The following is an 11,223-nucleotide window of genomic DNA, read 5'->3' as shown; positions in this document are numbered from 1 at the left end:
GGCAGCCACATCCGAGACCCCAGGTCAAGCGAAAAGCGTGCTTGACCTGGGGTCTCGGATGCGGCAGGGCTTCGCCTGCGATGCGACGGGAGGGGCCCACCACCGGGTGGTTGCGCGCTGCGCGCGCGGTGTACCTGGCGGTTCCGTGCGTGGTCGCTTCCTTGGCTGGCGGTTCCGTGCGTGGTCGCTTCCTTGGCTGCCGGTTCCGTCGTGGTCCTGGTCCCGTGGCTCGCGCTTCGCGCATCGTGTGGTGCGCGCGAGTCCTACGTTCCCGACCCCCGAGCTGTACGTTCCCGCACCGCGAGTCCACCTTCGAGCGCGCGAGTCCTCAGTTCAGCCAGCCCCGGCGAGTCCTCACTTCACGCTGCGTGTTGCCCACTCCGCCCCTGCGTGTTGCCCACCCAACCCCGCGAGTCGTACGTTCCCGACCCCCGGCCCCGCCTACTGCGTGTTGCGGCCCGCCCACACGGCCAGCTGGGCGCGAGACCCCAGCCCCAGCTTCGTCCGCACGTGCGTGACGTGTCTGGCCACCGTGTGCGGCGAAATCCCCAGCCGCTGCCCGATCTGCCGATAGGTCAGCCCCTCGGCCACCAGAGCGGCGATGTGCCGTTCCCGCTCGGTGATCCGCTCGTCGCGCTCGACGGGACCACCCAGAGGCCGCTCGGTCAGCGCGTAGTCGACTGCCTGGTACATGGTCATCCGGCGACCGCTGGACTCTGCGGCGCGGATTCGTCCGGGGGCCATCCTGGTGCGCAGGATCGACCACCCGGCGTCCAGCTGGTCGCGCCAGTAGGGCTCGGGCAGGTAGTTGAAGCGGTTGCGCACGACTGCGGCCGTCGTTAGGAGGCTGAGGGCGCACACATCGTCGGCGGCCGTGCCGACCAAGGCCAGCGCCAGGCCCTCCAGGTCGTAGAAGAGGTTGGTGGGGTGCTCGGTGCTGCACGCCAGGCTTTCGTGGAACAGCTCCAAAGCGCTCTCGAAGTCGTTGCGCGCCAAGGCGATTGCGCCTGCGGTGTGCAGTTGCGGGTTGAGCATGTGCTGGGGGCCGTGTTCTCGCGTCAGCCAGATGGCCTCGGACACCAGAGGGGCGGCCTCGTCCGCGCCGCCGTGCTGGAGTTTCGTCCACGCCAGGGAGTTCAGGATGACCGCGACCGCTAGTTGGTCGCCGATGCCTCGCACCAGGCCCAGTGCCTCGTCGAAACGGGCGTAGCCGCCTGCCAGGTCGCCGAAGTAGCAGTCGGCGGACGCCAGGACTTCCAAGGCGCGCGCCATGGTCGCTGGACGGTTGAAGGTGCGTTCCAGGTTGTAGGAGATGCTCGCGTAGCGGTGGCACTCCTCCCAGTTGCCGCGCGCGCGGTAGTGGCCGGCGCCTACCTGCGCCAGCAGGCTGCGGTACTGCGGGGGGACCGCTGGTTCGACGAGGGCCTGGTTGAGAAGTTCTACGTGGACGCCTCGTGGTTTTTGGGGCGACGCGGACCACGCGGTGGCTGCCACGGCCAGGGCGTGGTGTGGCCAGTCGCCGGTGGCGGCTGTGCGGGCTATTGCCACGTCCAGGACGCCCAGGTGGCGGTCCAGGCGGGCTACCACCTCGGCCGCGGGATCGAAGCACGTGACCTCTGGCTCGATTACGCGGGTCACCCAGTCGACTATGTGGTCGTGCACGATCGGGACGTCGCCCGCTGCCTCCGCGCGTTCCAGGCAGAACAGGCGGATCGACTCCAGCTGGCGGAACATCGTCGGGCCGCGCGACGTTCGGTCGGCTACCAGTAGGGACTTGGCCTCCAGGGACGCCACCAGGTCGAGGGCGTCGGGTACGCCGATCGCTGACGCGGCCAGGTCCAGGTCGAACGGCACGCCCAGGACCGCGAGTCTGCGGCACGCCTGCTGCTCGGGCGGGGTTAGTAGGTCGTAGCTCCACTCGATGGCCGCGCGCAGGGTGCGGTGGCGGCTGTCCGCCTCGCGCGGGGCCGAGGTGAGCAGATCCAGGCGGTCGCCCAGGCGCGCGAGCATGTCGGCGGGGGAGAGTAGGGCGATCCGGCGCGCGGCCAGTTCTATGGCCAGCGGCATGCCGTCCAACCTGCGGCAGAGCGCGATTACGTCCGCGGCGTTGTGCTCGGTCAGTTCGAAGGTGCGGTCTACGGCGTTGGCGCGGTCGCGGAACAGACGGACCGCGTCGCACCTGGCTGCCAGGGCGGCGTTGACCGGCTCGTCGGCGTCCGGGAGTTCCAGCTCGGTGACCGCGAAGACCTGTTCGGCTGCCAGGTTGAGGCTTTCGCGGGACGTGACCAGCACGCGCAGCCGGGGACACCCGGCGAGCAGTGCGGCTACCAGGTTCGCGACACCTTCCAGTAGGTGTTCGCAGTTGTCGAGCAGCAGCAACATCTTCTGGTTCGCGACGGCCGCGGCTACGCCTTCGGCCACCGGCTGGTTGGACGGCACGCGCACGTCCAGGGCCGATGCGACCACGTGCCCGACGCGGTCCGGGTCGGTCGTCGTCGCCAGACCGACCCACCACACGCCGTCCGGGTAGTCCTTGCGCGCGCGGTCCGCGAACTGGACCGAAAGTCGCGTCTTGCCCGCGCCCGCTGGACCGACGAGGCTGATCAGGCGGTGTTCGGAGCTGAGTCTGGTCAACGCGGTGAGCTCGGCGCGCCTGCCTACGAACGTGTCCAGCGGCGTCGGCAGACCGCCCGTCGCGGCGGCACGGTGCTCGCCGGCGCGCGTGGTCGTGCGTTCGCGGTAAGCGCGCTGGCGGCACGCGTTCGAGCAGTAGCGTCTGCCGCCCGCCGCGTCGCTGATCTGCCTGCCGCACGTCTCACAGGCGGCCGTTGCCGTCATGCGGCTGAACCTACCGTTCGTAACGGGCCGTAACACCCGCTGTTTCGGGGTATTGCCGTCGCGAAAGCCCAGTCGACATGATCGCGGAGAGCTGCCTGCCGCCACCCGAACGGAGGTACGGCGATGACTGTGCAAGCGACAACAGCTGTTCCCTGTGTCGTCCCGGAAGACGATCGCGACGTCGTCAACGAGTGGGTTTCCCGCATTCTGGAAGTCGTCCGGCCCGAGACCGAGGCGGCTGACCCGGCCGAGGCGTGCCGCACCGCGGCGGAGGCCGCGGAGGAGTTGAGCGCCTACCTCTGGATCCTCATTCGCAGGCACCGGCGAACGGCCTGACGCGCTACGGCGCTCCGAAGACGTGGAAGACGTCGGTGTAGAGCCGCGCGTTGAAGGGATGGTCACCCGGTGGCAGCAGCGCGTGCGGCCCGAGCGCGGCGAGCGCCTCTTCCCGGGTGGTCCGGCGGAGCCGGGTGCGCGCCATCGCGAGAACGACGCCCAGATCGGTCTCCTGGCCGAGACCGCCGGCCCACACGTCGTAACAGAACCGCACGAGCAGTGATGCGGCCGCGTCGTCCGCGGGCCACATGCTCGCCATCACCGATCGGCAGCCTGCGACCAGCAGCGCGTTCGGCAGCCCGGTGAGCTCACCGCCCGCGTGCAGGCGCGGAACACCGGACTCGCACGCGGACAGCACGGCCAGCGCGCAGCGCGGCAGGCTGAGCCGGGTGAGGCACTCGGCGACCGTCACCACTCGATGACAGCCGGGCGACGGCTCTGGACCCAGCCTTCCCGTTTCCGACAAGTAGCGGGCGAACAGGCCCCGATCGCTCGTGTCCCGTGTCGCCAGGAAACCCGACCAATACGGGTTGGCCCCGAAAAAGAACCCGTGCCCGCTGACGTGCAGCACCGCGCACTCGCGTGCCTCGGCGAACAGCTCGCTGGTGGACTTCGGTTCCGTCACGCCGCCGCGCGCCGCCCGGACCGCCGCGACCTCACCCGGCGCGAACGTCAGGTCACCGGTTCGGTCGGGCACCACGACGGTCGGGCCGTGCACCGCGCGGTCCCGTTGGACGCACAGCTGGAGCATCGCCACCGAGGGCGCGAGCGTGACGCCGCGGATCGACGGCACCTCGTCGGCGAGCGACCACCACGGCAGGAACACGAGCTCTTCGTGCGGCACGACCGTGAGCCGTTCCGGTGCCACCTCGCGCAGTGCCAGCACGATGCCGCCGAGCTTCGCCCGCGCACCCGCCCACAGCCGATCGACCGCGTCCCGGCCCGCCGCGCCGTCTTCCTCGTCCGCCCACACGGAGTTCGTCACGCCGGCGACGAGCTGGTGACGTTCCTCCGCGGACCACTCGGCGTAGCCGCCGGTGTAGTTCAGGTCGTCAGCGGGGCCGTGCGCCAGCGACCACGATACGTAGTCCGTATCCGCGTAGAGTACGAGCACGGCGGAACCCGCGCGCGCGGTCGCCCGCAGGGCCCGTCTCGTCGTGAGCTCGTAGTTGGTGCCTTCGAGCGTCAAGGACCCGGCCGATGGATCGAGTTCGCGCAGCAGTGCGGACCGTTGCCCTGCCAGCTCGTTCATCCGCGCGCTGGTTAGCGTCCCACCGATGTCCCTCAGCTCCAGCTCGACGTCGACGGCACGCAGCTGCCGCAGCAGGGGCTCGGTCTTCTCGGCGCCGTAATTCAGCTCTTCCAGCACCCATTCGGTGGTGTTCCTGGATCTGGCGAGCTCGGTGACGGCGATGAACGACGGGTGGTCCTCGGCGCGCACCATGGTGTGCGCGTGGAGGTCGAGGAGCCCCGCGAGGCCAGCCAGCATCTCCTGCCGGTGGTGTGACGTCTTCGCGGCGTGCCAGATCTGCGGGATCAGCGCAATCGCGCCATCCAGCACGGTGATCGCGTCGAGGTGGCGGTCGTGGTCGATGTACAGCTGGGCCAGGGTTCGGCACAAGTTGACCGTGAGCCGATAGCGCCGGCCGAGGTTGGCGATCCGGATGGCCTCGATGATGATCGATCTCGCCTCGTCGAACCTGCTCGTGTGGCTGCCCGCGATGGCGAGTGAGTTGGAGACGCTGAGCTCGACGTCGACCTGGCCGGACTCGCGCGCCTCGGCCAGCACCTGGTGCCCCAGCGCCCACACCTGTTCGTACTGGCGTGCAGCCAGGAGCCGCAGCACCTCGTCGTTGGACACGGCCGAGTCCGCTTCCTCGGGCACGTACTGGGCGTCGTCGACGAAGCTGGCGAACAACTCGGCGCGCTTGCGGCTCTTCGCCGCCTCGTCGGTGAGCCCGAGGTGGGGCGCGAGATCAGCCGCCTCCCTTAACCGAGTGATCGCGCGCCGGTCGTCCCCGCTGAGGTGATAGGTCATCGCGAGGTCGCGCAACGCCTCGACGGCGCGGGCGTCACCCGAGGCGAGGAACCGGGTCACGACTTCCAACTGGACGCGTTCGGCATCGGCGTAATGCCCCAGTCGTCCGGCGATCCTGCCGAACGCCTCGAGGTAATTCTCCAACCCGACCAGTCGCTGGCGGCGGTCGCGTTCTTCCTCTTCGGTGAGGGAACGGCGCAGCTCGACGGCGGCGGTCATGGCCCTGATGGCCTCCGTGGCACGGCCGTCGTGTTCGGCGAGCATTCCTTCGAGCAGCAACGCGAACGCTTCGATTCCGCGCAGGCCCGCTTCTGTGGCCACCTGCCGCAGATCGGGCACCCAGCCGCGAAGCTCCTCCCAGTCGCCGTCGGCGCGCAACGCGTACGTCAGCATCTGTACGAGCTCGGCGTCGAGGTCGAGCTCGTGATCGTCCGCTCGACGGCAGTCGGCGATCGCCTTCCGCAAAACGTCGATGGCGTCGAAGTGATCGTCCACCTTGATCAGGACCGAGGCGACTCCGTGATAGCCGGTGGCTCTCGCGAGCGGACCGTCGACCAGGGCGACCACGTCGGCGGTGGCTCGGGCGAGCAGCTGCGCGTGCCACGGATTCTCCGCGGCCGCCTCCATCGCCGTGTCGAGCGCCCGGTTCACCGCCTCCACCAACGCGTTGTGCCGGTCCCGCCAGTCGAAGTAGTGATCAAGGTCGTGGAAGCCCGGCTTGAGATAGGCCTTCACCATGGGCGGGTTCCGGACGCGGTTGCGGAACTCCGAGAGCGTCATAGCGCCTGCTGCCACCGAATCCAACAGCGTCGCTACGTCGTCAGCCACGGTTCTGGAGTTTCTCGAAACAACGTTGGCACATCAGCATATCGCCTGCCGGAATCTGCACTTCTCCGTTGCTGAATACTAGGTTCGAGACCATGTATCCCTCACCGCGGCGCAGGGGATCGGAACAGCCATCACAGATCGCGTCGGCCTCGTCACGATCTCGCCACCAGTCGCGTGCGGCCTGCCGCTCGGCGGCTCCGGCCGGGGCCGCTCGCCGGGGCTGCGGTGCCAGCCGATCGAGGTAGGGGGCGCCGCCGACCTCGTCCGCGCACTTCACCACAATCTCGACGAGGTCGCGGTCACCGGTGGCGAGCTGATGGGCGATGGCGACCACGGCAGCGGGCTGCACGTACCCCGGCATGGCCGCCGCCTTGCGACACGCCAATTCGACGTACTGCCTGCTGTGTTCGGGATTATCCCTGACCAATTCCTGCAGGCGGTCCATATTGAATTCGATGCGGCCATCGTCGTGCCGCTCGCCGAACGAGTACATCGCATCGATGAAGTCCTGGAGACTGCGTTCTGCGGGCATGCGTCCTCCTCGATGGACAGGCCGCCACAGTCGCAGCGGAATCCTATGCCGCCTGCGAAAAAGGGACTAGACTCAGCCGGTCACGGGTTGGCAGCGGGCAATAAGGATTGGCTATGGCCGAGGAACCGAGAAACGTGCCGGAACCGATGTCGGAGCCCGACGAGGAGCAGCCCCTTGACCCGCTGAGCCCGTTCCCCAGGGGAAAGCGCCGCGTGTTCCGCAGGATCTCGCCGATCACCGAGGAGCGCGACACCGCTGGGGAAGCGCCGTGACGGAGCCCGCCGGCAAGGAGTACGCCGTCGCGGTCAAGGAACTCGTCGACACCGAGGCCAAACGTCGCGACTCACTGGAGAGCCGGGCGGTGGCCGTCGTCAGCGTGTCCGGCACGCTGCTGACGTTGCTGCTGGCCTTGTCCGCCGCGACGCGCGGCAAGGACGTTCAGCTCGTCGGCGGCGGCCGTGCGTTTGTCGTCGTCTCGGTGCTGGTCTTCGTCGTGGCCGCCGCGGCGGCGATCGGCGTCTACGCGCCGCGGGTGGCGACGACGATCGACGTCGGCCGGCTGCGGGACGAGGTCCGCGCGCACTGGTCCGATGACAGCGGCTGGGGGTTGAAGCGGGTCACCGGTGAACGGTTGCACCAGCTGGACGAGCTCCAGCGGACCAACGACACGAAGGGCAAGTGGTTGCTGGGTGCCGTGGTCGCTCAGTTCGCTGGGGTCGTGCTCGTGGCCGTGGCGGTCGCGATGACGCTGACCGGCTGAATCACGCTGCTCCGGACGGAGTATCGCAGACCTTGGGGATCTTGCTCGATAAAGAGATTCGCGCGGCCTATGTGACCAGCGCCTCCGTCCGGCAGATAGGGTGAGCTCGTCATCGCCAACGAGCATCAAGGAGACCCGCCGTGACGGTTCGCGTAGGTGTCAACGGCTTCGGCCGCATCGGCCGCAACTTCTTCCGCGCTGTGCGTGCTGGTGGACACGACATCGAGATCGTCGCGTTCAACGACCTCGGTGACGTCGCCACCATGGCGCACCTGCTGAAGTACGACAGCATTCTCGGTCGTCTCGACGCGGACGTGCAGGTGACCGACGAGGGGATCTCCGTCGACGGCAAGGTCATCAAGGCCCTGGCCGAGCGCGACCCCGGCAAGCTGCCCTGGAAGGACCTGGGCGTCGACGTCGTCGTCGAGTCCACCGGCTTCTTCACCGACGCCGCGTCGGCCCGTAAGCACGTCGACGAGGGTGGCGCCAAGAAGGTCATCATCTCCGCGCCCGCCAAGGGCGAGGACCTGACCATCGTGCTCGGTGCCAACGAGGGCGCGTACGACGGCTCGCAGACCGTCATCTCGAACGCCTCCTGCACCACCAACTGCCTCGCCCCGCTGGCCAAGGTGCTGCACGACGCGTTCACCATCGAGCGTGGCCTGATGACCACCATCCACGCGTACACGCAGGACCAGAACCTGCAGGACGCGCCGCACAAGGACCTGCGCCGCGCCCGCGCCGCCGCGCTGAACATCGTGCCGACCAGCACCGGTGCCGCGAAGGCCATCGGCCTCGTGCTGCCCGACCTCAACGGCAAGCTCGACGGCTACGCGCTGCGCGTGCCGATCCCCACCGGCTCCGCGACCGACCTCACCGTCACGCTGAGCCGCGAGGTCACGCTCGACGAGGTCAACGCCGCGTACAAGGCCGCCGCCGAGGGGCCCCTCAAGGGCATCCTGACCTACTCCACCGACCCGATCGTGTCGGCGGACATCGTGACCGACCCGGCGTCCTGCATCTACGACGCGCCGCTGACCAAGGTCAACGGCAACCAGGTCAAGGTCGTCGGCTGGTACGACAACGAGTGGGGCTACTCCAACCGCCTCGCGGACGTGGTCAAGCTCGTCGCGTCCAAGATCTGAGGAAGCAGACGTTGAAGACTCTCAGCGAACTGATCGCCGAGGGTGTCGAAGGTCGGCGCGTGCTCGTGCGCGCCGACCTGAACGTCCCCCTCGACGGTGACAAGATCACCGACGACGGCCGCGTGCGCGCGTCGGTGCCCACCATCAAGAAGCTGGCCGACGCCGGCGCGAAGGTCATCGTCGCCGCGCACCTCGGCCGCCCCAAGGGCGAGCCCGACCCGAAGTTCTCGCTCGCGCCCGTCGCCACCAGGCTCGGTGAGCTGCTCGGCATCGAGGTGCCCCTCGCGCCGGACACCACCCAGCTCACCAACGGCGGTGTCGCGCTGCTGGAGAACATCCGGTTCGACCCGCGTGAGACCAGCAAGGACGACGCCGAGCGCGAGGCGTTCGCGGACGAGCTCGCCGCGCTGGCCGACGCGTTCGTGTCCGACGGCTTCGGTGTCGTGCACCGCAAGCAGGCGTCGGTCTACGACGTCGCGAAGAAGCTCCCGGCGTATGTCGGTGAGCTGGTCGAGGCCGAGCTGAAGGTGCTGCGCAAGCTCACCGACGACCTCGAGCGCCCGTACGTGGTCGTGCTCGGCGGCGCGAAGGTGTCCGACAAGCTCGGCGTCATCGCGAACCTGCTGACCAAGGTCGACCGGTTGCTCATCGGCGGCGGCATGGCGTACACCTTCCTCAAGGCCCAGGGCCACGAGGTCGGCAACTCGTTGCTGCAGGAAGACCAGCTGGAGCAGGTGAAGGGCTTCCTCGCCGAGGCGGACAAGCGCGGCGTCGAGCTCGTGCTGCCGGTCGACGTGCTGGCCGCCACCGAGTTCGCGGCGGACGCGGACTACGCGGACGTCGACGCGGCCGCGATCCCGGCCGACCGGATGGGCCTGGACATCGGCCCGGCCTCGCGCGAGCTGTTCGCCGCGAAGCTGGCCGACGCCAAGACCGTGTTCTGGAACGGCCCGATGGGCGTCTTCGAGTTCGACTCGTTCTCCGGCGGAACCCGCGCGGTCGCCGAGGCGTTGATCAAGAGTGACGCCTTCACCGTCGTCGGCGGTGGCGACTCGGCCGCGGCCGTGCGCGCGCTCGGCCTGCCCGAGGACGGCTTCTCGCACATCTCCACCGGAGGTGGCGCTTCCCTGGAGTTCCTGGAAGGCAAGGAACTCCCCGGCATCAGCGTCTTGGAGTCGTGATGGCGACGCGTCTGCCCCTCATCGCGGGCAACTGGAAGATGAACCTCAACCACCTCGAGGCCATCGCGCTCGTCCAGAAGATCGCCTTCTCGCTGCCGGAGAAGTACTTCGCCAAGGTCGAGGTCGCGGTGATCCCGCCGTTCGTCGACATCCGCAGCATCCAGACGCTGGTCGACGGCGACAAGCTGCTGCTCAAGTACGGCGCGCAGGACCTGTCGCAGCACGACAAGGGTGCCTACACCGGCGACGTGTCCGGCCCGATGCTCGCGAAGCTGGGCTGCCACTACGTCGTCGTCGGGCACTCCGAGCGCCGCGAGTACCACCACGAGGACGACGCGCTCGTCAACGCGAAGGTCAAGGCGGCGCTGCGGCACGGCGTCACGCCGATCTTCTGCCTCGGCGAGAAGCTCGACGTCCGCGAGGCCAAGGGCCACCTGGAGCTGTGCACGTCGCAGCTCGTCGCCGGCCTGGAGGGCCTGAAGGCCGAAGAGGTCGCGAAGGTCGTCATCGCCTACGAGCCCGTCTGGGCGATCGGCACCGGCCGTACGGCCAGCTCGTCCGACGCGCAGGAGGTCTGCGCGGCGCTGCGGGCCAAGCTCGCCGAGCTCTACGGCGAGGACACCGCGTCGACCGTGCGCGTGCTGTACGGCGGCTCGGTGAAGTCGTCGAACATCAGCGAGCTCGTCGCGCAGAAGGACATCGACGGCGCCCTGGTCGGCGGTGCGTCGCTGGAGGCGGACGAGTTCACCAAGCTGTGTGCGCTCGCCGCAGGCGGCCCACTACCCTGACCCGATAGTTTCCCACCCTTTCCCTACGGTTGCACACGTTCGGCAGTCGACCAGGTACTCTATGGCGTCGACTGTCTGACAGCGAGGAAGAAATGATCCTGTTCCTGCAGATCCTGTTGATCGTCTCCAGCCTGCTGCTGGTGCTGCTCGTCCTGCTGCACCGTGGGCGTGGCGGCGGCCTGTCCTCGCTGTTCGGCGGCGGTATGCAGTCGAGTCTGTCCGGATCCAGCGTGGTCGAGAAGAACCTCGACCGCCTGACGCTGTTCACCGGCGCGGTGTGGATCATCGCCATCGTCGGCATCGGACTGCTGGTCAAGCTCCCGACGGTCTGACCAGAGACAACAAAACAGAAGCCCTCCGGGGCTTGGGGTAACCACTTGGTGGGGGTGTAACGGTCGATGGCTGGTGGTAACGCGATTCGCGGTACCCGCGTCGGCGCAGGCCCGATGGGTGAGTCGGAGCGTGGCGAGTCCGCGCCTCGGCGTCGCGTGTCGTACTGGTGCGCGAACGGTCACGAGTCGCGTCCGTCCTTCGCGGTCGACGCGGAAGTGCCGGACAACTGGGACTGCCCGCGCTGCGGGTTGCCCGCCGGACGGGACGAGCAGACCCCGCCCGCGCCTCCGCGCAACGAGCCGTACAAGACGCACCTGGCCTACGTGAAGGAGCGGCGCTCCGACGCCGACGGTGAGGCGATCCTCGAAGAGGCTCTCGCCAAGCTCCGCCGGCAGCGCGAGGAGCCGTAAACCGGATCTCAACGCCACGAAGGGCGCCTTCCCT

At 68.6% G+C, this 11,223-nt stretch carries 11 protein-coding genes; 8 read left to right on the top strand and 3 right to left on the bottom strand.

Features of this window, described 5'->3' with window-relative positions; all coding sequences use genetic code 11:
- Nucleotides 1-441: 441 nt before the first annotated feature.
- The gene (locus tag QSK35_RS41250) at nt 442-2,838 is read right to left on the bottom strand and encodes an ATP-binding protein (protein ID WP_285753700.1); all 2,397 of its coding nucleotides are present in this window, start codon (nt 2,836-2,838) and stop codon (nt 442-444) included.
- 123 nt (nt 2,839-2,961) lie between these two features.
- Here QSK35_RS41250 and QSK35_RS41245 point away from each other — a divergent pair, with 123 nt between their 5' ends.
- Nucleotides 2,962-3,174, top strand: coding sequence for a hypothetical protein (locus tag QSK35_RS41245; protein ID WP_285753698.1), 213 nt, complete (start codon nt 2,962-2,964; stop codon nt 3,172-3,174).
- Nucleotides 3,175-3,178: 4 nt separating this feature from the next.
- On the opposite strand, the gene QSK35_RS41240 is transcribed toward QSK35_RS41245, so the two are convergent.
- Together QSK35_RS41240 and QSK35_RS41235 are read right to left on the bottom strand one after the other, a co-directional pair.
- A complete protein-coding gene (locus tag QSK35_RS41240) occupies nt 3,179-6,040 on the bottom strand; it encodes a CHAT domain-containing protein (protein ID WP_285753696.1) in 2,862 nt (953 codons plus the stop codon).
- Nucleotides 6,033-6,572, bottom strand: a complete 540-nt coding sequence (locus QSK35_RS41235) for a hypothetical protein (RefSeq protein ID WP_285753695.1) — start codon at nt 6,570-6,572, stop codon at nt 6,033-6,035. The genes QSK35_RS41240 and QSK35_RS41235 overlap by 8 nt, the downstream gene beginning before the upstream one ends.
- Before the next feature lie 113 nt (nt 6,573-6,685).
- Here QSK35_RS41235 and QSK35_RS41230 point away from each other — a divergent pair, with 113 nt between their 5' ends.
- The 7 genes from QSK35_RS41230 to QSK35_RS41200 all read left to right on the top strand — a co-directional run bounded on the left by QSK35_RS41230 (nt 6,686) and on the right by QSK35_RS41200 (nt 11,189).
- Entirely contained in the window at nt 6,686-6,844 is a 159-nt protein-coding gene (locus QSK35_RS41230) for a hypothetical protein (RefSeq protein ID WP_285753692.1), read from the top strand.
- Entirely contained in the window at nt 6,841-7,332 is a 492-nt protein-coding gene (locus QSK35_RS41225; protein ID WP_285753690.1) for a hypothetical protein, read from the top strand. Before QSK35_RS41230 ends, QSK35_RS41225 begins: the two co-directional genes overlap by 4 nt.
- Nucleotides 7,333-7,472: 140 nt before the next feature.
- The gene (gap, locus tag QSK35_RS41220; RefSeq protein ID WP_285753688.1) at nt 7,473-8,477 is read left to right on the top strand and encodes a type I glyceraldehyde-3-phosphate dehydrogenase; all 1,005 of its coding nucleotides are present in this window, start codon (nt 7,473-7,475) and stop codon (nt 8,475-8,477) included.
- Nucleotides 8,478-8,488: 11 nt separating this feature from the next.
- Nucleotides 8,489-9,658 (top strand): phosphoglycerate kinase, encoded by a 1,170-nt coding sequence (locus tag QSK35_RS41215; protein ID WP_285753686.1) that lies wholly within the window; start codon nt 8,489-8,491, stop codon nt 9,656-9,658.
- Nucleotides 9,658-10,446: a triose-phosphate isomerase gene (gene tpiA, locus QSK35_RS41210; RefSeq protein WP_285753684.1), complete on the top strand. Its 789-nt coding sequence runs from the start codon at nt 9,658-9,660 to the stop codon at nt 10,444-10,446. The genes QSK35_RS41215 and tpiA overlap by 1 nt, the downstream gene beginning before the upstream one ends.
- Before the next feature lie 92 nt (nt 10,447-10,538).
- On the top strand, nt 10,539-10,778 hold the full coding sequence (gene secG, locus QSK35_RS41205; protein ID WP_285753682.1) for a preprotein translocase subunit SecG: 240 nt from the start codon (nt 10,539-10,541) through the stop codon (nt 10,776-10,778).
- 66 nt (nt 10,779-10,844) lie between these two features.
- Nucleotides 10,845-11,189 (top strand): RNA polymerase-binding protein RbpA, encoded by a 345-nt coding sequence (locus QSK35_RS41200; RefSeq protein WP_285753681.1) that lies wholly within the window; start codon nt 10,845-10,847, stop codon nt 11,187-11,189.
- Nucleotides 11,190-11,223: the final 34 nt, after the last annotated feature.

Origin of the sequence: Lentzea sp. NBRC 105346 (genome assembly GCF_030269605.1) — a bacterium.
Classification (GTDB): domain Bacteria; phylum Actinomycetota; class Actinomycetes; order Mycobacteriales; family Pseudonocardiaceae; genus Lentzea.
Note: the sequence above shows the minus strand (reverse complement) of the source record. Positions and strands in the feature narration are given on the sequence as shown.

Bases quoted from the DNA above. Each gene is read 5' to 3' on its own strand.
- QSK35_RS41250 (WP_285753700.1), bottom strand. From the start codon at position 2,838: ATGACGGCAACGGCCGCCTGTGAGACGTGCGGCAGGCAGATCAGCGAC.
- QSK35_RS41235 (WP_285753695.1), bottom strand. From the start codon at position 6,572: ATGCCCGCAGAACGCAGTCTCCAGGACTTCATCGATGCGATGTACTCG.
- QSK35_RS41200 (WP_285753681.1), top strand. From the start codon at position 10,845: ATGGCTGGTGGTAACGCGATTCGCGGTACCCGCGTCGGCGCAGGCCCG.
- QSK35_RS41245 (WP_285753698.1), top strand. From the start codon at position 2,962: ATGACTGTGCAAGCGACAACAGCTGTTCCCTGTGTCGTCCCGGAAGAC.
- secG (WP_285753682.1), top strand. From the start codon at position 10,539: ATGATCCTGTTCCTGCAGATCCTGTTGATCGTCTCCAGCCTGCTGCTG.
- QSK35_RS41230 (WP_285753692.1), top strand. From the start codon at position 6,686: ATGGCCGAGGAACCGAGAAACGTGCCGGAACCGATGTCGGAGCCCGAC.
- tpiA (WP_285753684.1), top strand. From the start codon at position 9,658: ATGGCGACGCGTCTGCCCCTCATCGCGGGCAACTGGAAGATGAACCTC.